This is a genomic window from Isoalcanivorax indicus (genome assembly GCF_003259185.1).
Taxonomy (GTDB): domain Bacteria; phylum Pseudomonadota; class Gammaproteobacteria; order Pseudomonadales; family Alcanivoracaceae; genus Isoalcanivorax; species Isoalcanivorax indicus.
In genome coordinates, this window is record NZ_QGMP01000004.1 from 140,541 (window position 1) to 162,822 (window position 22,282).

Annotated in this window: 15 protein-coding genes; 3 read left to right on the forward strand and 12 right to left on the reverse strand. The window is 61.8% G+C overall.

Features of this window, described 5'->3' with window-relative positions:
- Positions 1–4: 4 nt before the first annotated feature.
- Both birA and DKW65_RS15210 read right to left on the reverse strand, forming a co-directional pair.
- Complete coding sequence (gene birA / locus DKW65_RS15205) at positions 5–1,009, reverse strand: bifunctional biotin--[acetyl-CoA-carboxylase] ligase/biotin operon repressor BirA (protein ID WP_111658278.1); 1,005 nt, start codon at positions 1,007–1,009, stop codon at positions 5–7.
- The gene (locus tag DKW65_RS15210) at positions 1,006–2,694 is read right to left on the reverse strand and encodes an AMP-binding protein (protein ID WP_111658279.1); all 1,689 of its coding nucleotides are present in this window, start codon (positions 2,692–2,694) and stop codon (positions 1,006–1,008) included. The genes birA and DKW65_RS15210 overlap by 4 nt, the downstream gene beginning before the upstream one ends.
- Before the next feature lie 264 nt (positions 2,695–2,958).
- Here DKW65_RS15210 and DKW65_RS15215 point away from each other — a divergent pair, with 264 nt between their 5' ends.
- The gene (locus DKW65_RS15215; RefSeq protein WP_111658280.1) at positions 2,959–3,366 is read left to right on the forward strand and encodes a hypothetical protein; all 408 of its coding nucleotides are present in this window, start codon (positions 2,959–2,961) and stop codon (positions 3,364–3,366) included.
- Between the two features lie 216 nt (positions 3,367–3,582).
- Positions 3,583–4,773, forward strand: coding sequence for a hypothetical protein (locus DKW65_RS15220; protein WP_111658281.1), 1,191 nt, complete (start codon positions 3,583–3,585; stop codon positions 4,771–4,773).
- A 377-nt stretch (positions 4,774–5,150) separates the two neighbouring features.
- Here the strand turns inward: DKW65_RS15220 and urtE are convergent, their stop codons facing one another.
- The 10 genes from urtE to DKW65_RS15270 form a co-directional block, all read right to left on the reverse strand.
- A complete protein-coding gene (gene urtE / locus DKW65_RS15225) occupies positions 5,151–5,846 on the reverse strand; it encodes an urea ABC transporter ATP-binding subunit UrtE (RefSeq protein WP_111658298.1) in 696 nt (231 codons plus the stop codon).
- Positions 5,847–5,908: 62 nt separating this feature from the next.
- Positions 5,909–6,748, reverse strand: coding sequence for an urea ABC transporter ATP-binding protein UrtD (urtD, locus tag DKW65_RS15230; protein ID WP_111658282.1), 840 nt, complete (start codon positions 6,746–6,748; stop codon positions 5,909–5,911).
- Positions 6,745–7,848 carry an urea ABC transporter permease subunit UrtC gene (gene urtC / locus DKW65_RS15235; RefSeq protein WP_111658283.1) on the reverse strand — a complete coding sequence of 368 codons (1,104 nt, stop codon included), beginning with the start codon at positions 7,846–7,848 and terminating at the stop codon, positions 6,745–6,747. The genes urtD and urtC overlap by 4 nt, the downstream gene beginning before the upstream one ends.
- Entirely contained in the window at positions 7,848–9,512 is a 1,665-nt protein-coding gene (urtB, locus tag DKW65_RS15240; protein ID WP_245932536.1) for an urea ABC transporter permease subunit UrtB, read from the reverse strand. Before urtB ends, urtC begins: the two co-directional genes overlap by 1 nt.
- A gap of 141 nt (positions 9,513–9,653) precedes the next feature.
- Positions 9,654–10,943 (reverse strand): urea ABC transporter substrate-binding protein, encoded by a 1,290-nt coding sequence (gene urtA / locus DKW65_RS15245; protein WP_111658284.1) that lies wholly within the window; start codon positions 10,941–10,943, stop codon positions 9,654–9,656.
- Between the two features lie 40 nt (positions 10,944–10,983).
- Positions 10,984–12,048, reverse strand: coding sequence for a porin family protein (locus tag DKW65_RS15250; RefSeq protein ID WP_111658285.1), 1,065 nt, complete (start codon positions 12,046–12,048; stop codon positions 10,984–10,986).
- Positions 12,049–12,112: 64 nt separating this feature from the next.
- Positions 12,113–12,841: a GntR family transcriptional regulator gene (locus DKW65_RS15255; RefSeq protein WP_111658286.1), complete on the reverse strand. Its 729-nt coding sequence runs from the start codon at positions 12,839–12,841 to the stop codon at positions 12,113–12,115.
- On the reverse strand, positions 12,838–16,473 hold the full coding sequence (gene uca / locus DKW65_RS15260) for an urea carboxylase (protein ID WP_111658287.1): 3,636 nt from the start codon (positions 16,471–16,473) through the stop codon (positions 12,838–12,840). Before uca ends, DKW65_RS15255 begins: the two co-directional genes overlap by 4 nt.
- A 5-nt stretch (positions 16,474–16,478) precedes the next feature.
- Complete coding sequence (gene atzF, locus DKW65_RS15265) at positions 16,479–18,308, reverse strand: allophanate hydrolase (protein WP_111658300.1); 1,830 nt, start codon at positions 18,306–18,308, stop codon at positions 16,479–16,481.
- Positions 18,309–18,596: 288 nt separating this feature from the next.
- On the reverse strand, positions 18,597–20,645 hold the full coding sequence (locus DKW65_RS15270; protein WP_111658288.1) for a CocE/NonD family hydrolase: 2,049 nt from the start codon (positions 20,643–20,645) through the stop codon (positions 18,597–18,599).
- Positions 20,646–20,719: 74 nt separating this feature from the next.
- Between DKW65_RS15270 and DKW65_RS15275 the strand changes: the two genes are divergently transcribed.
- Positions 20,720–21,931: an AraC family transcriptional regulator gene (locus tag DKW65_RS15275; RefSeq protein ID WP_162925906.1), complete on the forward strand. Its 1,212-nt coding sequence runs from the start codon at positions 20,720–20,722 to the stop codon at positions 21,929–21,931.
- Positions 21,932–22,282 lie beyond the last annotated feature (351 nt).

Sequence of the window (22,282 nt, forward strand, 5' to 3'; positions counted from 1 at the left end):
CGGTTCACTCTGACGGAAGTGGGCGCACGCTCACCTCTCCGCCATGAAACTGCTGCAATGTGCCTTCCACGTCCACCAGCAGCGCCCCTTGCGCCGTCACCCCGCAGGCGCGCCCGGTGATGCGCCGCTCGCCCAGCTGCACCGTGACATACTCCCCGGCACAGCAATCGTACTGCTGCCAGGCAGCGCGGAAAGGGGCAAACCCCTGCTGCCGGAAGGTGGCCAGGGCACGCTGCAGGCCCGCCAGCAGGGCGCCGGCCAGCCCGCTGCGATCGGGTGCCCCACCCAGCTCCCGGGCAAGGTCCGTCCAGGGCTGGTCAATGGCCCCGGCCGCTGCAGCGGACAGGTGGCCGTTGATGCCGATGCCGATGACCGGCACACAGACACCGTCCATGTCACCGGCCAGCTCCACCAGAATGCCGCCAAGCTTGCGCCCGCCCACCCAGATGTCGTTGGGCCATTTGAGCTGAACCCGTTCAGCCAGACCCGCCCCTGCCAGCACATCGGCCACCACCACACCCACCACCAGACTCAGGCCATCCAGCGCCGCCGCCCCACCGGAAAAACTCTCCGCATAGGACAGATAAAGGTTACGGCCATAGGGAGACTGCCAGGCACGACCACGGCGGCCACGGCCAGCTCGCTGGTATTCCGCCAACACGGCCAATGGCTGACGCAACCCCTCCCGGGACAGCGCCAGAGCGTCAGCATTGGTGGAATCCGTGGCATCCAGCAGGTGTAACGAGAGCGCCTGCGGGTTGCCGCCCGCCGCCGCCATGGCGGCACGCAGCCCCTCCGCGTCCAGCAGGTTCAGCCCACCCGGCAGGCGGTACCCCTTGCCGCGCACGGACTCCACATCCAGCCCGAACACAGCCAGCTTCTGCAAGCGCTTCCAGACAGCCGCCCGGGAAACGCCCAGCAAGGCGCCCAGCGTCTCGCCAGAATGGTAGCGGCCATCGGCCAGACAGCGCACCAGGTCGCCATCTGGCCCCTCCGCAGCGCGGCTCATCGCGCCCAGATGACACCCCGCTGTCTGGCCCAGCCCGGCACACGATCCTTGTACAGTTTTTCCAGTTCGTTGCGCTTGAGCTTGAGGGTCGGGGTCAGCAGGTTGTTCTCCACGCCCCAGGTTTCCGGCACCACCACCAGGGCATCGAGCCGCTCGTGGGCATCAATTTCGCTGTTGACGCGCGTCAGCAGCGCCTTCAGGCCGTCGATATAGGCATCACGGGCCGCGTCACTGCCCAGATGCGCCTCTTCCTCCGGCGACAGGCACAGCAGCGCCACCGGCTGCGGCAGATCCACCCCCATCACACAGGCCTGATCCAGGCCCGGATGCGACACCAGACGACCCTCGATCGGTGCTGGCGCCACATACTTGCCCTTCTCGGTCTTGAAAATCTCCTTCACCCGGCCCGTGATGCGCAGGCGGCCTTCCGAATCGATCTCCCCCACATCGCCGGTGTGCAGCCAGCCGTCTTCCGTGAGGTCTTCGCGCGTCTTGTCCGGCTGCTTGAAATAGCCGGTCATGTTACCCGGGCTACGCACCAGAATTTCGCCATTCTCCGCGATACGGCACTCAACGCCGTCGTTCGGCTTGCCGACCCAACCGATTTTCTGGTCCCCCTGACGCGTGGTGTGCGACCAGGCCATATTTTCGGTCATGCCATACACTTCCAGGATCTCCAGGCCCAGCGCCTTGAACCAGACGATCACTTCCTCGGACAGCGCCGAGGCGCCGGACAATGCCAGACGGCAGTCCTGCAAACCCATGGCACTGAGGACTTTCTTCTTGATCACCCGGTTAAGCAGAGGAATTTTCAGCAGTTTGGCCAGTTTGGCCGGGGGCACCGCATCGCTCGCCTTCTGGTAGAACTTGGTCCAGATGCGCGGCACGGCAAAGAACAGTGTCGGACGGGCGCGCTTGATATCCTCGGCAAAGGTATCCAGCGACTCGGCAAAGAACACCTTCATGCCCACATACAGCATGGCCAGCTCCACCGCTGCACGCTCCGCCACGTGCGACAATGGCAGGTAGGAAATCATCCGGTCGTTCGACGAGAGCGAATAGATGCTCGGCATCTTGCTGCCCATCATCGCCAGGTTGCCGAAATTATGCATCACCCCCTTGGGCATCCCGGTGGTGCCGGAGGTGTAAATGATGGTAGCCAGGTCATCGCTACGCGGCGTGCTGATCTCCGCCAGCGGCTGCTGCTCGCGAATGACATCCGGCCAACAGGGGAAGGCCTGTTTCGCATCGTCCGGCGACAGCGAGAAGGACAGCATCGGCATGCCGTCCGGCACACCTGCCTTGGCCTCGTCCCAGACGTCCAGCTTGCCCACGAACAGCAGCTTCGATTCACTGTGCTCCAGAATCTGGCGCACGCTCTCGGCGGTCAGCGTCGGGTACAGCGGCACACTCACATGCCCGGCCATCCAGATCGCCCAATCCGCCATCATCCACTCAGCACAGTTCTTGGACATCAGCGCAATATTGGAGCCTGCGGGCAGATTCAGGCTTTTCAGATAGGCCGCCATACGGCGGGTCTCGTCATCCAGCTCGCCCCAGGTGTACTCGCGCAGCGTGCCGCCGCCCAGGGGCTGCACCATGGCAACCGTGTCTTTCTGCTGACGCACCCGCTCCTGCAGGGCCTCCAGCGGCATCTTGAGATCAGTATTGGCTGTAGCATTCATGCTGCGTTCTCCCGTTTGTTCTCTGATGTCAGGGGTGCGGTCCCAAGCGAGACCGTCAAAAAATGTATTCAGCGCTTGTCCAGACACCGGCTGACCCCGGGTGCATGGGCACCACAAACGGTCGTCCGGCACGCAGCCTGTAACGATACCATTTTAGACTGGCGAGGTGAGCAAAAACTGCGGCGGCCCGTCAGGATGCACCACCCTCCCCGACGCGCCATAATGGTGCGGCACGGCCCAGCCTCGGGCCTCCGGGAGGTATCTATGCTCTGGATCAAGGCCTTTGTTGCGGGCTTTCTTGCCACCTTGCTGTTTCACCAATCGGTGATCGGTCTGTTCTATACCCTGGGCGCGATCCCTGCCCCGCCGTTCAACATGACACCGGTGCCGCCGCTGGGCGTCCCCCAGGTCCTGTCGCTGGCCTTCTGGGGTGGCCTCTGGGGTCTGCCGCTCTGGGCGCTGATCCGCGCCTGCCACGGCAAACGCTACTGGTTGCGGGCACTGCTGTTCGGGGCCGCAGCGCCGACGGCAGTGGCCATGCTGGTGGTCTTCCCCCTCAAGTCACTGCCCGTCTCCACGCAGACCGTGATCGGCGGCCTGATCGTCAACGGCGCCTGGGGCATCGGCGCGGCCCTTATCATGTGGCTGGTTCACAGACGCATCACTCACTGACACAGTAGGCTGGAGTCCCCTTCTCACCTGTCTCAAGAGCTGGATCACAGATCGCCGGGCGGAACTCTGCATAGAGCAGGATACGCACTGCGAGCAAAGCCCTTCCCTGCCATAATTACCAACAGGGATGTACCCAAGAATATATCCATGGGATAGTATCTTGGCTAAAAAGCCCAGAAAGACCTGAACAATTATAACAACTAGCAAGGAGCGAAAATGAGAGCAGCAATAACACGACTTGCCTTGATTATGCTTTTTTCCAGTAGCGCAATGGCTCTTCAAGTGGACGACTACGGCGCCACCTTCGACACAACCACGCACGGAATGCCTCTCAGCGTTTCAATGCAAAGCAACAACAAGGCCATCTTGGTAACTCGACTTGCGTCCAACCATTTCAAAGTCATGCGACTAAACGAAGACAGCTCTATCGACACAACTTTCAACGAAGTAGATATTTCCCTGTTCAGAGCGAGAGTTGAGAAACCTTTCATTCTTGGAAATGACAAAATCATACTATACGGAGAATTTAACAATTTCAGAGGGGACGATGCCTATGGAATTGTCAGACTCGACGAGAACGGTAACACTGAGTTTCTTTACGACTCGAATCAATACAGCGCACACCTATCCGATCAGAATGCACGCGCCATTGCACAAGATTATGAAGGCCGCCTTTTGGTAAGCAGGCCTCGCGGCATTGAACGATGGACAAACGCAGATTTGCGTGATCCTGACTTTGAACTAAGACTTTATAGAAATGGGACCTCTCCATGGGCAACCAGCATTCTCCCCCGAATAGATGGTCGGATTCTCGTCACCCATTCTGCCCATTGGATCAAAGACAGTGAGGGCAATATTCCTGTTAAGGGAATAGCGGAATTTCTGCCGAATGGCGACGCACTAAGAAGCATCAGCATTAGCAATGACCTCACCAGTCATGTATCCGCAGGACATGCACCCTCAGGATTTATTTCTGGCAGCGCGCTCATCCCTCGAATAAGCTCTGGCGACACCCTCCACCCTCTAGGGAAACTTAATTTCGACAATAGCATTGCCTCAAACTTCAACATTGCTGTGCCTGCAGGTCAATATGTGCCTAACCGACACTCGGTAATTCTTATCCAGGACGATGCATCCCTGATCATACCGATATCAAACCTTCCGGGAGCAGGGGGATCCACCCTTATGAAATTCAACTCTGATGGCTCGCTTGACCCGGATTTCAACATGCAGGGGGGAGTGACTACCAGCGTATACGGAGCATCACAAACCTATTTCGGAATTCAAAGCGTCGCCCAGCAAACAAGCGGAGAAATAATTATTGTTGGAGGCTTTGATACTGTAATGGGAATTGCCCGCCCTGGCATAGCCAGAATCTCAAGACAGAGCCAGTGCCCCGCCACTTAAATCATCAACTTGGATAGCTATTGCAACCCTAAATGAAAGCAGATAGTCACTGCCAGCTAGGAGTTAGAGCTGCAGTGACTACAACCGAACATTCGTCAACAAGCGCCCCTCCAAGCCATAAACACCACGCAGAGAACCCCGAATATTTTCACTAAACCTTCCCGATCTAACAACGCCAATTCCACCAGCACTTACCCACATAGAACAACGCCCCTGCATTGAGCTCCGATCCATGTCAGAACAAGTTCTTACCACCGTTTCTCGATGGCCCCAAACATACCTCGCAACAGGGGAGGGCTTGTATCCGACAAGCCGGGCATCTCGGCAGTCCGGCCCGGCACGCGCCGGCGGTACGCTGCGAGAAACCAGCCCACGATTTAAACTGTAAGGTGGCGCCGGATAAGCCCGTCATCCAGAGAAGCCATGGGGCCGTCGGCCACCAGACGCCCCTTGTCGATAATGCGGAAATCGGTGGCCACGCGGCGGGCAAACGGCAACTTCTGCTCCACCAGAAGAACGGTCAGGCCCTGCTCCCGATTCAAGCGCAAGATGATGTCCCCGATTTCCTGGACGATATTCGGCTGGATGCCCTCCGTGGGCTCGTCCAGGATCAGCAGTTGCGGCTCGATGACCAGCGCCCGGCCGATGGCCAGTTGTTGCTGCTGGCCGCCGGACAGATCACCGCCCCGGCGGCGGGCCATCGATTTCAGCACCGGGAACAGCGTGTGGATCTGATCCAGAATCGCGAACGACTTGTCCGGGCGCGCATAGACCGCCAGGCGCAGGTTCTCCTCCACGGTCAGTTGCGGAAAGATTTCCCGCCCCTGAGGTACGTAACCGATTTTCAGGGCGGCCCGAGCTTCCGCCCGCAGCGGCGCCAGGTCCTGACCCGCATACCGCATCGTGCCGGACGCTATCGGCAGCAGCCCCATAATGCATTTCAGCAAGGTGGTCTTGCCCATGCCATTGCGGCCCATCAGGCAGGTGCAGCCGCCTTGCGGTACCGTCATGGCCACATCCCAGAGGGTGTGGCTGCCGCCATAGAGCTGGTTCACGCCCTCCACGCTCAGCAGCGGCGCGGCGCTCTCCACACTTTCGGCACTCACTACACCTTCTCTCTCCACGCCCTCACCACTCATGCCGGCTCCCCCAGATAGACTTCGACAACCCGCGGGTCAGCCTGCACGTCAGCCATGTTGCCTTCCGCCAGCACGCTGCCTTCGTGCAGCACCGTGACGGTGCGCGCAATGGAACGGACGAAATCCATGTCGTGCTCCACCACCACGACGGTGTGCTTGCCTGCCAGCGACACCAACAGTTCAGCAGTGCGTTCGGTTTCCTGCGGCGTCATGCCCGCCACGGGCTCATCCACCAGCAGTAACGCCGGGCGCTGCATCAGTAGCATGCCGATCTCCAGCCATTGCTTCTGGCCATGGGACAGGCTGCCCGCGCGGGCCTGCCGTTGCGCGGTCAGGCCGATCAGGGCCAGCGTTTCGTCAATGCGGTCACACTGCTCTGAGGTCAGGCGCGCGAACAGCATGTGCCAGGCCCGGCGGTCACCGGCCATGGCCAGCTCCAGATTCTCGAACACCGTGTGCTCGGGGAATACCGTGGGCTTCTGGAACTTGCGGCCAATGCCGGCCTGGGCGATCTCCGGCTCACTCAAACGCAACAGGTCGATGCTCTGGCCAAAAAACGCCGTGCCGCTGTCCGGCCGGGTCTTGCCGGTAATCACGTCCATCATGGTGGTCTTGCCCGCACCATTGGCGCCGATGATGCAACGCAGCTCGCCCGGCTCGACATAGAGGGTCAGCTCGTTGAGGGCCCGAAAGCCGTCAAAGCTGACAGTGATGTCCTCCAGATAAAGAATCGTACCGTGGCTGACATCCAGCTTCGGCGAGCGCACCGCCGGATTGACGATATCAAACACCTGACTTCGATCGGCGAAAGATTCCAGGGATCTTGGCAACTTCATGTTTTCTGCCTCCTCAGCTTCTCCAGCAACCCGACCACGCCGCGCGGCAGGAACAGCGTCACCACCACGAACAAGGTGCCGAGGGCATACAGCCAGGCCTCCGGCCAGGCGACGGTGAAGTAGGTCTTCATATAGTTGACCAGCACCGCCCCCATCACGGCGCCATACAAGGTGCCGCGACCGCCGACGGCGACCCAGACCACGGCTTCAATGGCGTTGAGCGGGGCGAACTCGCCGGGATTGATGATGCCCACCTGGGGCACATAGAGGGCACCCGCCACGCCCGCCAGCATGCCGGAAAACACAAACAACCAGAGCTTGTAATGCTCCACGCGGTAGCCCATGAAACGGGCGCGGCCTTCGCCGTCACGGATCGCCGTGATGACGCGCCCGAAGCGTGAACGGACAATCCAGTGGCAGGCGATATACCCCAGCCCCAATGCCACGGCGGTGACAACGAACAAACCGATGCGGGTACTGGTGGCCTGCAGGTCATACCCCAGAATGTCCTTGAAATCGGTCAGCCCGTTGTTGCCACCAAAGCCCATTTCGTTGCGAAAAAAGGCCAGCATCAGCGCAAAGGTCAGTGCCTGGGTGATGATCGAGAAGTAGACCCCGGCAACGCGGGAGCGGAAGGCCAGCCACCCGAATACCAGCGCCAGCAGGCCGGGGATCAGCAGCACCATCAACATGGCAAACCAGAACATGTCCATGCCCAGCCAGTACCAGGGCAAGCTGTCCCAGCTCAGGAACACCATGAAATCCGGCAGCACCGGATCGCCATAGACGCCACGGGTGCCGATCTGGCGCATCAAATACATACCCATGGCGTAACCACCCAGCGCAAAGAACGCGGTGTGGCCCAGGCTGAGAATGCCGCAGTAACCCCAGATCAGATCAATCGAGATCGCCAGCAAGGCATAGGTCATGTATTTGCCTACCAGCCCCAGCGTATAGGTGGAGGGGTGCAGGAAAGACGATTCCGGCAACAGCAGGTGCGCCAGGGGCATACCGGCGCCCACCAGCAACAGCAGGCCAAGGAAGATGCGGCTGCCGAGATCGTGCTGCATCAAACGGGACAATACACTGCGATCACTCATCAGTGCCCCTCCGCCGAACGGCCTTTCTGCGGAAAGAGCCCCTGTTTACGTTTCTGAATAAACAGAATGATGAACACCAGCATCAATATCTTGGCCATCACCGCGCCGACATGCGGCTCCACCAGCTTGGTGCCCAGCCCCAGGCTCAGGCCACCGATCAGCGTGCCCCAGAGATTTCCCACGCCGCCGAACACCACCACCATGAAGGAATCGATGATGTAGGCCTGGCCCATATTGGGGCCGACATTGGTCAGCAGACTCAGGGCCACCCCCGCCACCCCGGCGATGCCGGAACCGAGCCCGAAGGTCAGGGCATCAATGCGATCAGAGCGCACGCCCATGGCGCGGGCCATGGCACGATTCTGCGATACCGCGCGCACCTTCAGCCCCAGGGAGGTGCGGTGCATCACCAGCCATAACAGGGCAAACACGATAAACATGAAGATCAGGACATACAGCCGGTTGTAGGTGATGGCGAAGACATCATTGAAGCGCAGCAGGCCACTCATCCAGTCCGGGGTCTGCACCTGACGATTGAGGGGCGAGAAAATCGTGCGCACCAGTTGTTGCAGGATCAGGCTGATACCGAAGGTGGCCAGCAGCGTTTCCAGCGGGCGACCATACAGAAACCGGACAACGCCGCGCTCGATCAGCACCCCCACCAGACCGGACACCATGAAGGCCGCCGGCACCGCCACGAGTATCGCGACACCGATCTGGTTCGGCATCAGCAGCTGCACGACATAGGACGTGTAAGCGCCGATCATGATCAGCTCGCCGTGGGCCATGTTAATCACGCCCATGACACCGAAGGTGATGGCCAGCCCGATAGCCGCCAGCACCAGCACGGAGCCAAAGCTCAGGCCGAAGAAAAGCGTTTCCAGAAAGCCGAAAAAGCTGCGCCGCTGCTCGATACGTGCGATGGCCCGTTCAGCCATCTGCCGCACGGCGGCATCGGGTTCCAGCGGCTCGCCGCTGGCGTCCGTCGCCAGCAATCGCTGGACGCGGTTATAGACATCATTGCCCAGCTCGCCGCTGAGCACTTCCAGCGCCGCCAGTCGCACCGCGACGTCAGTGTCCTCCAGATCATGCAAGGCCAGCGCGACATCGATATCGCGCGCCACACCACGATGGGTTTCATGGGCCTGCTGTGCGCGCAGCAATGCGATGGTGGCGTCATCCAGCCCCCGTCGCAGTTCAGCCACCGCATCCCGGCGTACCGCCGGTGATGCATCCTGCAGATCAAAGCGCGCCACGGCACCCCGCAGGTTGCGGCGCAGCGGATTGTTGGTGGTAATGCGTCGCAGCCCTGTCATAGCGTCCCGCTCCAGGGTCTGCTGTGTGACCGGATCGAACAGGGTCACTGCGTCGCCCTGAGCGCTCACCACATAGACACGCACCGTATCGGCGTCATCCTGCTGATAATACAGATCGCCTTCCAGCAAGCCTGCCAACGCATCGCGCACGCCCGGCCAGCCGCGCAACTGCAGCTCGTTCACCAGCGCCACCTTGCGTGGGAAGCTTGCCGTGGCAAGCTCCGCCAGCAAGGCGGGAAAATCGTCATGGTTCGCTTCCTGAACCCGTTCTTCCTGGGCGAATGATTCGGCCACGCCACCGTTATCCGCGTGCGCCCCACTCTCTGCGTGAACCGACATGGGCCACATCAGATAACAGAGTAATGCGATGATGCTGCCTGTCTGCGGCAGCCTTGCCACGATGCTGTTCACCCGGCTACTCCTGTACTGCTGCGAAACGCCGGGCGGGCGGCTGCCCGCCCGGCAGGTCTGGCTTCAACTGTTCAGGTATTAATAGTTCTGACCTGCGCACTTTCTGGTTTTGGTGTTGTAGTTGCCGCACTCGAGCTCGACCCAGTCCGCCTTGATGTCCTTGCTGCCCGGCAGGTAGCTGGACCAGGCATCACCCGGTACTTCACCGTCGGTTTGCCAGACCACGTCGTACTGGCCATCGGCACGGATCTCGCCGATAAACACCGGCTTGGTGATGTGGTGGTTCGGCAACAGCGTGGCAGTGCCGCCCGTCAGGTTGGGCACTTCCAGGCCGTAGAGCGCGCTGCGCACCTTGTCGACATCCGTCGTGCCGGCTTTTTCCACCGCCTGGGCCCACAGATTGAAGCCGATGTAATGCGCCTCCATCGGGTCATTGGTGACACGATTGGTATCGCCGATAAACGCATGCCAGTTCTTGATGAACTCGGCGTTCTGGTCACTCTCGATGCTCATGAAGTAGTTCCAGGCGGACAGGTGGCCGACCAGATTGCGGGCGTCGATCCCGGACAACTCTTCTTCACCCACCGAGAAGGCCACGACGGGAATGTCCTCGGCAGACACCTGCTGGTTGGACAGCTCGTTGTAGAAGGGTACGTTGGCATCACCGTTGATGGTGGACACCACCGCAGTAGGCTTGCCCGCCGAGCCGAAGCGTTTGATGTCAGACACAATGCTCTGCCAGTCGGAATGGCCGAACGGCGTGTAGTTGATCATGATGTCTTCGTCCTTGACGCCCTTGCTCTTCAGATAGGCTTCCAGGATGCGATTGGTGGTACGCGGGTAGACATAGTCGGTCCCCGCCAGCACCCAGCGCTCGATCCCCATGTCGTTCATCAGGTAATCCACCGCCGGAATCGCCTGCTGGTTCGGCGCCGCGCCGGTATAGATCACGTTGCGGGAGGACTCCTCGCCTTCGTACTGCACCGGGTAGAACAGCAATCCGTTCAGCTCTTCGAACACCGGCAACACGGCCTTGCGCGATACCGAGGTCCAGCAACCGAAGACCACGTCCACATTGTGACGTTGCAGCAGCTCGCGGGAACGCTCGGCAAACAGCGGCCAGTTGGACGCCGGGTCCACCACCACCGCTTCCAGCTGCTTGCCAAGCAGGCCGCCCTTGCGGTTCTGCTCTTCGATCAGCATCAGGATGGTGTCCTTGAGTGTCGTTTCACTGATGGCCATGGTGCCGGAGAGTGAGTGCAGCACACCCACCTTGATGGTGTCGGCCTGGGCGGCGGTCATGCCCAGGGCGGCGCTGGCGGCCATGCAGACCCCAGCGATCTTGCTCAGTAGTGATGTCGTTTTCATTGTCTGACTCCTTGAATTCCGGTTTGTCTGCGCGTGCGGGTTACATCTGCAATTGCAGGCCGAGCACAAAGACGTTGTCGTCACCAAACAGCGTGTCTTTCTTGTCCTGATAGGCGAGGCTGATGCGCGCGCCATGGCCGCTGATGATGTAGTTGATGTTGTAATCGGTGACCTTGCCGTCGGCGCCGTTATCAATTTCGCCGTAGCTGTAGCGCACTACAGGCTGGATGCGGCCGATGCCGACTTCCTGCGGGAACAGGTAACCCGCCAGCAGAAAATAGCCGTTGCTGGGTTCAGCGCCGAGCGCATCCAGGCCGCCCAGAATGTCGTAGTCGTAATAGGCGCCTTCCAGGGTCACCGTGCCGGCGTCACCCAGGTTTTTTTCCATCAGCACATCCACGCTGTAGCTGTTCTCGCCGTCCTGACTCTGCGCCACCAGACCGACTGCCAGAATGTCCTTGTCGCCGTAATAGGTGCTGCTGTTGTAATAGCCAGGCTCGGGGTCCCAGAAATTGGCTGTCAGGCGCGCGGCATACAGCAGATCATCCCCCGGGGTTTCCGGTCCCTCGAAGACCCCCAGTTGCCACTTGAACTGACCACCGCCGACTTGCCCCCAGTAAGCGAGACCGTCATCACGCCCGGCAAAGATGGCGGGGTAGGCTTGCACCGGCGGGAAATTCCAGGTGGTGAGATAGTAAGGACCACTCAGATTCGAGCGATCACTCGGCGGCAAGAAGCGCCCCGCCCAGATATTGAACACATCGGAATACTCAAACCGTGCGATGGCATCGAGCACGCTGATGGTTTCTTCATCATTGACGTCGGTGTAGTACTCGGTATTGAACGTGAAACCGATGTTCTCGTTGACCTGGCCGTTCACATACAGCCGGATGCTGTCGAGGCTGAAGTCATTGGATGAGCCACCGTCCGGCGCTGCCGATTCCTCGCTGACAAAGCTGGTACGCATGCCCGCGCCGACCGTGACGCCCGGCAGTTCCAGCGCGTGGGCGGTGCCGTAGCTGCCCACCGCCAGTGCCAGTGCCGAAGCCAGCCCCCGCCGCAGGGAGCGACAGGTCTGACGTGATGCAGAGTAAGACGTTTTCATGGTTGAACCCCCGATTCCGTGGTTGGATGGACTGTCGTGTTTTCCCTGGTCCTGAACACTGTTGTTATTCCCTGCCCTGCGCGTCCTGCCGGGCGCTGTGCAGCATGTGCAATGTGATCTTGCGTACTTCGCGGCGACTTTCTTCGATATGCGCCTTGAGCATCATCTGGGCAGGCTCGGGGCGGCGTTCGAGAATCGCCTTGAGCACCATGCCGTGTTCCACATAGGTGGCATCCACCCGCGGTGGCTTGGTGAAATCCAGCCGCCGGATAATGCGGATCTTCTCGGTGATATCGTGGTGGATCAGCGCCATCTCGCTGTTGCCCGCAGCCTCCACCAGCATTTCATGGAAGCGCTCGTCCAGGGCCGAGAGCGTGTTCATGTCTTCCAGGCGCGCGCTTTCCGGCACCAGCCAGATGCGTTTCAGATCCTCGAGTTGCTGTGGCATCGTTTCGCGATCGCACAGCCGCCGCACCGCCGCGCACTCCAGAATGGTGCGCACGTCGTACAGATCTTCGAAGTATTCAAAATTGAAGGGGCGAACGCGCCAGCCATTGCGGTACAGCACCTCGACATAGCTCTCCCGCTGCAAGCGGAACAGCGCCTCGCGCACCGGCGTGCGACTGACCCCCATACGTTCGGCCACTTCCGTTTCGGTAAAGCGGTCGCCGGGCAACAGCCGGAAATCAAAGATGTCCCGCTTGAGCTGGCCGTAGATGCGCTCCGCCAGATTGGCGGCGCGGGTGGCGCTGCGTGATGCATTGCCCGAGTCGATACGCGACAATTCGATCATGATGCCTGCTCCATGATGACCACCAGCGGATCGCCCGCCTGGATAACGCGCCCTTCCGCGCAATGCACCGCGTGCACCACGCCATCCGCAGGCGCATGAACGGCAAACTCCATTTTCATGGCTTCGATGATCAGCAGCGGATCACCCGTTTTCACCGGTTTGCCGATTTCCACCATCAACTTCCAGATGTTGCCGCTGATGTCCGCGGACACCAGCTCGCCCCCCACAGGCGTATCGATATCGACCTGACGTGCATCCTGGTCGCGATGCATAGCGTCCAGTGCTTCCTCTTCCTGCCACAGCGCCACCTCCGCATCGAAGGCCTGTTTCTGGCGTGCCTGAAACGCGGCCAGTTCCGGTGCGATGCTGTCGAGGAAGCGGTGATGCTCGCCAAGATCGAAATCTTCTTCGTGAATATCCAGCGTCAGACGCCCTTCGCGGAAAGCCTCCCGTTGTGCGGTGAGCTCTTCTTCCGTCACCGGGTAGAAGCGCACCTGATCGAAAAAGCGCAGTAGCCAGGGCTTGTCATCGGCGAAGGCGCTGTTCTTGAGAAACTTGTTCCAGATCGGCAGCGTGCGGCCCACCAGCTGGTAGCCACCCGGGGAATCCATACCGTAAATGCACATGTAAACGCCGCCGATGCCGACGGTGCCTTCGGCGGTGTAGGTGCGGGCCGGATTGTATTTCGAGGTCAGCAGACGATGGCGTGGGTCCACCGGCACGGCGCAGGGCGCGCCCAGGTAGACATCGCCCAGGCCCAGCACCATATAGCTGGCCTGATGGATGATGTCGCGCACCTGCTCGACACTGTCGAGGCCGTTGATGCGACGAATAAACTCGGCGTTGCTGGGCAACCACGGCGCCGTGTCGCGCACCGACTGGCGGTAACGGGCCACCGCGTCCAGCGTGGCAGAATCCTCGAACGCCAGCGGCAACCGGATCACCCGGGTGCGCACCTTCATGTCACCCACCGGCGGCAGTTCATGTTCGATAGCCAGCAATGCGGTCATCAGATCCCGCTGGCTGATCACGCGGCTGTCGTAATTGACCTGCAAGGAGCGCACGCCCGGCGACAGCTCCAGCACGCCCTTGATCGGCTGCGCCTCAAGCGCCTGCATCAACGCGTGCACGCGAAAGCGCAGCGTCAGGTCGAGCACGTTGGGGCCATATTCAATGAGGATGTAGCGGTCCCCGGCCTGGCGATAGGCGACCACAGGGCGACCCGGCTGCGCGGGCAGCTCTGCCAGCACGGTTTCCGAGACGGTATCGGCGGGCACCATGGCCAGGCCAGGTGCCACGGTCGGCGCTGTTTCTTGCAAGGCCGCGATCGCGGCATCCTGGGCCAGCTCCAGCGCCCGCGCTTCATCAAAGTCGATGCGCCGAAAACGAATGCGATCGCCGGGCTTCACCTGGCCGACTTTCCACAGTTCCGCTTTGCAGATCGTGACCGGGCAAACAAAGCCGCCGAGGCTGGGGCCGTCGCGTGTCAGGATCACCGGCATGTCGCCGGTAAAGTTGATGCTGCCGATGGCGTATTCACAATCGTGAATGTTCGACGGATGCAGCCCGGCTTCGCCGCCGTCACTGCGCGTCCAGGTGGGCTTGGGGCCGCTCAGGCGAATGCCGAGCCGGTTCGAGTTGTAGTGCACCGTCCATTCGGACGCGAGAAACGTCTCGATGGATTCCGGCTGGAAAAAATCCGGTGCGCCATGCGGGCCATACAGCACCGCGATATCCCAGGTATCGCCGTAAACGGGTACCAGCGCCTGACCTGCCGGCTCGGGTGCCGCAACCGGTGCTGGCGTCGGGCAGCCCGGGCGGCTCGGCGCGCAAATGTCCAGCAGATCGCCCCCACGCAGCGGCCGACCGCCGTGACCACCGAACTGACCCAGCGCGAAGGTGGCCTTGCTGCCCAGATAATCCGGCACATCAATACCGTTGCGCACGGCCAGATAGGTGCGGCACCCGGCGCTGGCCCGGCCCATGCGGAGTACCTGCCCGGCGCGTACCGTCACCGGCGTCCAGAAGGGTACGGGTGCGTCATCCAGGGTGGCGTCCGTGGGCGCGCCTGTCAGCGCAATCACCGTATCGCTGTGGCAGCGCAAGGTCGGCCCTATCAAGGTGCTTTCCAGCCCGGCGGCGCTCTCCTCATTGCCGACGATACGGTTGGCCAACCGGAAGGCGTAATCATCCATCGGCCCGGAGGGCGGCACGCCGATATGCCAGTAGCCGGTGCGCCCCGGATAATCCTGCACCGTGGTATAGGTGCCTGGCGCCACGACTTCCAGCGCCTGCGGCGCATACACAAAGCTGTCGAGATAGCGGGTGGAAAACACACCCTCAATGAACGCATCACTGGCGCTGATGGCGCGCAGATAATCCAGATTGGTGGTGATGCCGCACAAACGGGTCGCGTCCAGCGCAGCGCGCAATGCGGCAATCGCGGCCTCACGGTTATCACCCCGCACAATCAGCTTGGCGATCATCGGGTCATAGTAGGGCGACACTTCCGTACCGGTGGCGACCCAACCGTCCAGGCGCACATTGTCCGGAAACACGACCTCGGTCAGCACACCCGGGGACGGCTGAAACTGCCGCACCGGATCTTCCGCATACAGTCGCACTTCGATGGCGGCGCCCTGTGGCGCTACGGTGACCGTGTCCAGCGCGGGCAACTCGCCCGCGCCGACGCAGAGCATCCATTCCACCAGATCAATGCCGGTGACGGTCTCGGTGATGCCATGCTCAACCTGAAGGCGTGTATTGACCTCCAGAAAATAGAATTCATCGCGGCCCGCGTCGTAGATAAATTCCACCGTGCCCGCAGACAGGTAGTTCACCGACTCACCGAGGCGCACAGCAGCCGCCATCAGTTTTTCTCGCGTGGCGGCGGGCAGCCCGGGCGCGGGGGTTTCCTCAATCACTTTCTGGTTACGGCGCTGGATGGAGCAGTCCCGTTCGCCCAGGGCCAGCACCCGGCCCTCGCCGTCGCCAAATATCTGCACTTCGATATGCCGGGCGCGATCCACAAAGCGCTCCAGAAACACACCGCCGTCGCTGAAGAAGTTCTGGCCCATGCGCTGTACGGATTCGAAGGCATCGCGCAGCGCCGCGTCGTCGTCACACCGGGACAGGCCGATACCGCCACCACCGGCGGTACTCTTGAGCATCACCGGGTAACCTATCTGCCCGGCGGCAGCCAGCGCTTCCTCCAGATCGCGCAGCAGCCCGGTGCCCGGCGCCAGCGGCACACCGGCCGCCTCGGCCAGGGCGCGCGCTTCATGCTTGAGCCCGAACTGGCGCATTTGCGTGGGCGTTGGCCCGAGAAAGACCAGCCCCGCTTCCGCACAGGCTTCAGCGAAACCGGCATTTTCGGACAGGAAACCGTAGCCGGGAATGATGGCTTGAGCACCGGTATTCCGTGCCGCCTGAATAATACGATCCCCGCACAGATAGCTTTCGGCAGCGGGCGCATTGCCGATGTGCACCGCTTCGTCCGCCTGCTCCACATGCATGGCGTTGCGGTCTGCCTCGGAATACACCGCCACACTGGCGATACCCAACCGGCGCAGGGTACGCATACTGCGTACAGCAATCTCACCCCGGTTCGCGATCAATACTTTGCTGAACATGCTGCTTACTCCGCTGTCTGTCCGGTGGCGCTGGCGACGCTCGCCATGTAGCGGCGCCAGCCTCCGAATGAGGTGATGTCCAGGGCGTCGTCCCGCGCCCAGCCCTCACAGATGAATCCTTTTACTTCGCGCCCGTCGGCCAGCCGCAGCGTGCCGATGCCCAGCGGGGCCGGGATCAGGGCGACAAAGGAGCCGAACGCGCCCACCGGCACATCCCACAGCTCCACTTCGATAGCGGCACCCTCCGCATCACGAAGCAGCCCCGGCTTCGGCGGCACCGTGCCCGCCAGGGCATAGAAGCGGTATTCCGGTGCGGTGGTCGTGCGCTCGACGAACGCGGCGCCGCGCTCAATCAGTTGGCCGTTGAGCGGCATGCCAGAGAGATGGGCACCGACCACCGCCAGGCGCACGCACCCCTGCGGCACCGTAGCGGGAACAGAGGACACCAGGGGCGGCAGCGCCTGCCCGGTCGCACCGCGCGGCCAGGGTTGTGCGGTTTGCCAGCGACGCCCCAACTCAAGCAGCGCCGCATCCGACCAGGCCGGGGCGATCAAGGTAATGCCGGTGGGCAGGCCACTGGCGCGGAAGGGGCCGGGCAAGGCCAGCGCGGCCATATCCAGGAGGTTGACGAAGTTGGTGTAGGTGCCCAGGCGGGTATTCAGCTCGACCGGCTCAGCCTCGATGTCCCGCAGCCGGTAATGGCTGGGCGTCGTCGGCACCAGCAAGGCATCCACCTGCGCCATCAACGCATCGGCTTTGCGCTTGAGCCCCGCCAGCGCATACTCGGCGCGAAAATAATCCGTGGCTGACGACTGACCGCCCGAGGCGATAATGCTGGCGACAATGGGATCAACACCCTCCAGCCCGCCCTCGGCCACCAGATCACCGACCGCGACATGGCGTTCGGCCAGCCAGGGGCCGTGGTAGAGCAGCGCCGCTGCGTCATGAAACGCCGAGAAATCCAGCGGCACCAGCGTCGCGCCCAGTGCACGCCACCCATCGCAGGCCTGTTCGAAGCAGGCGGCGGCTTCTGTATCACCAAACCATGCCGGCGACTGCGGCACGCCCAGACGCAACGCCGCGCCAAACGCACGCGGCGCAGTATCCGGCCGGGGCCGCGCATACTCGTCCTCGGGATCAAAACCATAAAGTTGCCCGGCCACCGTCTCGGCATCGCCCACATCCAGGGCGAACACCGACAGGCAATCCAGGGAGCGGCACGCGGGAACAACACCCCGCACACTGGCGGCACCGCGTGTCGGCTTGAGACCCACCAGATTATTGAAGCCCGCTGGCACCCGCCCGGAACCCGCCGTGTCCGTACCCAGCGCAAAGGGCACCTGCCCCAGCGCCACCGCCACCGCCGAACCGGAACTGGAGCCGCCGGATATGAACTCGGGATTGAAAGGATTGCGCACTGCCCCATATGGCGAACGCGTGCCCACCAGGCCGGTAGCAAACTGATCCAGATTGGTCTTGCCCACCAGAATGGCGCCGGCTTCCATCAGCCGTTGTACGCCCGCAGCCGTCTGCTCGGCCTCGCGCGCAAACCCCGGGCAGGCGGCGGTGGTCTGCCAACCGGCCACATCAATGTTGTCCTTGATGGCGAAGGGAACACCGTAAAGCGGCAACGCCTCCTGTGCGCCCCCCGCCGCCGCCAGGCGTTCGGCAAGCTGCGCCAGTTGGCGCGCCAGCTGGCTGTCGGTGGCGACCGCTATCCAGATTGCCGGATCCCCCTGCCGCAACTGCTCGACCAGCTCCCCCACCAGCACCTGCGGTGTGGCGGGTCCGTCCCGGTATGCGGCCAGCCAATCGTTGATCATCCACCCGTACATGCTTTTGAGCACCTTCTTGTACACAAGTTTGTGTTCTTGAAAAGCAAGGGGTGTGCCAGCGCGTGAAGGCGTCGTGACAGAAAGATTTAACGTGATGATTTTTATTGATTAATTTCGGGGAGGGTGTGGCGTGAACAGGACGGACGGCATCGCTTTCCCGGGGATTGGCGCATCACCGTGGTGCAGATGCACCACACTGGTTGCACCATCGGGTTGCACCGTGAAGGCGCGGCGCCTCGCCCATCCGATTCCACATTGCACGGGGACAGGCGGGCGCCGACCCTGAGCCTAGAGTTCGCTGACCGGCACGACCGGCAGCACCACACTGGAAGGACGCTGCGCGTCGTTATAGAGAGTGATGGCGTTACCTTCAGCCAGCGCCTGCAACGGCAGAGGCCAGACACCCTGAATCTGGTTACTGGCACTGATGGAGACACGCAACCGGTGCCCCGGACGGATCAGCGCCGCCGCCGGGAATATCTCGACCGGCACCAAGACCGGCTCATTCGGCTGCAGCGGCTGCATGTCCTGCTCGGCAAACGAATGCCACGGCTGCATCATCACACCGTCGATATAGCGGGCGCGCTGCTCATCGACCTTGCGGTGCGCCGCCGACATCAACCCCGTGGAGATCGGCGTGGCCCGACCCAGCGGATCGACCACAGACACCCGCACCGCCAGGGCCGCATGGGGACGCGTCGCCGACACCCAGAGATCGGCCTGGATCGGACCATTGATGTACATGCTCCGCAGCAACGGCGCCGTTTCGTATACCAGTGCGTCCTGGCGTGCCTCCACATAGCGGTTGTCGGCATGGCACGGCAGCGGCAGCAATCCGTTCAGGCCCAGCGACCACTGCACCCCGCTGCTTGAGCAGGCACTGTGATCCCGGACCGTCACCGAACCTTCCAGCTGCCGCCCATCGGCGCTGCGGACCACGGAGACGTCCGGCGCTGCCGGCTCATACAGCCGGTGTGGCCATTCGAATGAATAGGGCGTGTTGCGGGTGAGGCGTTTGTTGGCGCGCAAATAATAGCGCTGCGGGCTGATTGCCGGATGAGGCCAGTCGGTCGCGGTGGCGAAACGCTGGGTACCGAGCAACCCGTACCCCTCCACATACTGCGTCACAGTGGGCATGTCATCGACGCCGGTATCCATGCCCTTAAGATAGTGATCGAACCAGCGCAACAGCAACTGCTGGGAGCCCGGGGCGCCACCGTTCAACTGATTGCCAACGGCCGAATCAAGAATCGACGATACATGAGAGCCCTTGAGCACCAGCAGTTTCGTGTTGCCCTGCTGCTTGATCTGCTCGTACAACAGCGGCACACCGCGCTGGAAGATATCGTTGCTGGCGCCCACCAGGAAGGTGGGCACCTCAATGTGTCGCGCGCTTTCCAACGGCGAACGCACCGCCCAGAAAGCACCGTCATCGGTGGCATAGCCGGGAACGTTATCCAGTGCATTGTTCACGGTGGGCAGATACCAGGCATCCAGTGCCGCGACATGCTCCTCCGTCACCCCTCGAATGTATTCAGCATGCTGCGGATAGGCGCGTTCCGCCAGGTCGTTGCTGACACTCAGACTGTATGTCAGCGACAGCCACAGATTGACGAATTCGGCATTCAGCAATCCGCCGGTGACCACCGTGTCGCGGTATGGATCGCCCATCGGCACCTGCGCGAACACGGCCTTCACGGACGGGTGGCCCTGGGCAGCCGTCTGCAACGCCGCGATGCCCAGATACGAGGTACCGGCGAGTCCAAGATTGCCATCAAACCAGGGTTGCTGATTGACCCACTCCACCGCAGCACGGTAACCCGCCTGCTCCTCTTCGCCCAGCAATGCGGTGACACCGGAGGACATCCCGGTGCCACGCACGTCCACGGCTACGGATATATAGCCGCGTCGAATCATGTACTGATCCTCGCCGCCAATCAGCAACGTGGTTTGCGACGGCAGGATCGAACCCAGCAACGCACCGAGGTCAATACGGTAGGCGGTTTGTGTCAGGATCACCGGGAAAGGACCCGGCACCGGGTTCCCCTGCGCATCAGCCGGCACCGTCACCAGCACGGCCAGTTTTCCGCCTTCCGGCGTATCAATGAACTGCAAGGGCAATGTGGCCGTGCGGGGATACTCCCGGTTGCGCGAATAGGAAGACCATTGCGCACCGGCGCCTTCCGTGATGACCGGATTGACCTCGCTCTGCGTACCGCGCGTGCCCAGTGTGGTGGTTTGCGCATGAGCGATGCCCGTCAGGGCAGCGCTGAGTACGATCATCATGGCGCTACGCGTCATCAAGCCATATTGCGCCCACATCCTGCTGCGTTTCATACATGTCTCTCCCTGATTCTTCTTGGTATATAAGCCTTGTCAGCATTCAAGCGACTCCGTAGCCTGAACCTGGCGTGCTGACACGAGAACCACTTAAAAGGACACGACCGCTCGCAAATTCGGACATTGATGCCGCTCTCATCCCGATTTGTGAACTGGTCCAGAAAAAGAGAGAGCAGGGTTTGCTCATGAAACGAAACACCGCTGCGCTTGCTGGCCATGCCTCACCTGGCAGACCCGCGCCTCCCGCCGGGGGCTGGCTGCATACGTCTGTCGTGCAACTCTATCTCCGCGCCTGTGCGGCCTATGGCCTCCCCCGGCAGCGGGTGCTCAGGGAAACCGGCCTGTCCGAACAGGACATTGCCCCGACAGATGGCTGGGTACGCCAGGCCATCGTCGAGCGGCTCTTCAGACATCGCCTTGCGTTACAGCCCGCCCCCATCCCGGGCCTGCAGCTCGTTGCGCAATTTGACCCGTCCAGGGCCAACGTCGGCATGCTCGGCTTTCTTTGCCTCAGCAGCCCCAGCATCCGGCATTTTTTTGACGCGCTTGTCCGATTCGGCCAGCTGGCCACGAACCTCTTCGAGCTGCACCTCAGACACCGGCCCGGGGCGACCCTGTGGTGCGTGCAGATGGCCTACGAAGACCCGCAATTGATCAGCGACAATGAAGAATGGCTACTCGCCAGCCTTGCCCTGATGATCCAGCGCATGAACAGCCAGGCACTGCGCGAAGTCCATCTGGCCCACCCGCCACGCACGCTCGACGGCGCCCCGCATCCCCTCTACCAACAGGTCTTCCCGGCACCGGTTCGTTTCAACCAACCCTGCTCCGCATTGCTGCTTAACCCCCAGACCCTGAACACGCCCTCGACAACAGGCGATGCGCTTGTCTTCGACACACTGTGTCAGCAGGCGGAGATGTCCCTCACCGCCAACGGCCCGCCACAGCATCTGCTCGACCGCGTTCGTCATGAAATCCACGCACTGCTGGCGAGCGGCCGCGTATCGCGGGAGGACGTTTGCCAGCGCATAGGCGTCAGCGGCCGACACCTTCACCGGCTGCTGAAAGTCCACGGCAGTACTTACCAGGCGCTACTGGATGAGATCCGCGGGACCCTCGTTGTGCAACAGTTGTCGCAGACCCCGGCGGATATCCAGCAACTGGCCAGAATGCTGGCGTTCAGCGACGGCAAGGCGTTTTCACGATGGTTTCGTTTGCGGTTCGGGATGACGGTCGCGGGGTATTTGCGGGAGAGGGTGCAGGTTGGTGGGGTATTGGAGTGATTCGTTCCGGAGTACCTGGGCGGTTGCGGGAGTAAGCGGGCAGAGGGTCGACCTACTTGATCAACGCGGTGCGTTGACCCCTTCGGGGCGCCTGCGGCGTCCACCGGCGGTAGCCGGTGTCGCATGGCGGCGCTTGCGCCGCGAGGTAGTGGGAGAGAAGCGTCTCGCATGGGGGCGTAGCCACACGGCTTTCGCCGCACTGCGGCGAGTGTGGCGGAGCGCCGCCGGGCTGTGCCCGGTGGCCGGACCCGCGTAGCGGGCCCCACAGGTAAAGAGAGGGGGCTCCCCATGCGAGAGCGCACCACAGCAAAACGCCCTGCCAGGATTCCCTGACAGGGCGCTTTAATTTAA

Bases quoted from the DNA above. Each gene is read 5' to 3' on its own strand.
- birA (WP_111658278.1), bottom strand. From the start codon at position 1,009: ATGAGCCGCGCTGCGGAGGGGCCAGATGGCGACCTGGTGCGCTGTCTG.
- DKW65_RS15220 (WP_111658281.1), top strand. From the start codon at position 3,583: ATGAGAGCAGCAATAACACGACTTGCCTTGATTATGCTTTTTTCCAGT.
- uca (WP_111658287.1), bottom strand. From the start codon at position 16,473: ATGTTCAGCAAAGTATTGATCGCGAACCGGGGTGAGATTGCTGTACGC.
- urtC (WP_111658283.1), bottom strand. From the start codon at position 7,848: ATGAGTGATCGCAGTGTATTGTCCCGTTTGATGCAGCACGATCTCGGC.
- DKW65_RS15270 (WP_111658288.1), bottom strand. From the start codon at position 20,645: ATGAAACGCAGCAGGATGTGGGCGCAATATGGCTTGATGACGCGTAGC.
- DKW65_RS15210 (WP_111658279.1), bottom strand. From the start codon at position 2,694: ATGAATGCTACAGCCAATACTGATCTCAAGATGCCGCTGGAGGCCCTG.
- DKW65_RS15255 (WP_111658286.1), bottom strand. From the start codon at position 12,841: ATGATCGAATTGTCGCGTATCGACTCGGGCAATGCATCACGCAGCGCC.
- urtD (WP_111658282.1), bottom strand. From the start codon at position 6,748: ATGAAGTTGCCAAGATCCCTGGAATCTTTCGCCGATCGAAGTCAGGTG.
- urtA (WP_111658284.1), bottom strand. From the start codon at position 10,943: ATGAAAACGACATCACTACTGAGCAAGATCGCTGGGGTCTGCATGGCC.
- DKW65_RS15215 (WP_111658280.1), top strand. From the start codon at position 2,959: ATGCTCTGGATCAAGGCCTTTGTTGCGGGCTTTCTTGCCACCTTGCTG.
- urtB (WP_245932536.1), bottom strand. From the start codon at position 9,512: ATGTGGCCCATGTCGGTTCACGCAGAGAGTGGGGCGCACGCGGATAAC.
- atzF (WP_111658300.1), bottom strand. From the start codon at position 18,308: ATGTACGGGTGGATGATCAACGATTGGCTGGCCGCATACCGGGACGGA.
- DKW65_RS15250 (WP_111658285.1), bottom strand. From the start codon at position 12,048: ATGAAAACGTCTTACTCTGCATCACGTCAGACCTGTCGCTCCCTGCGG.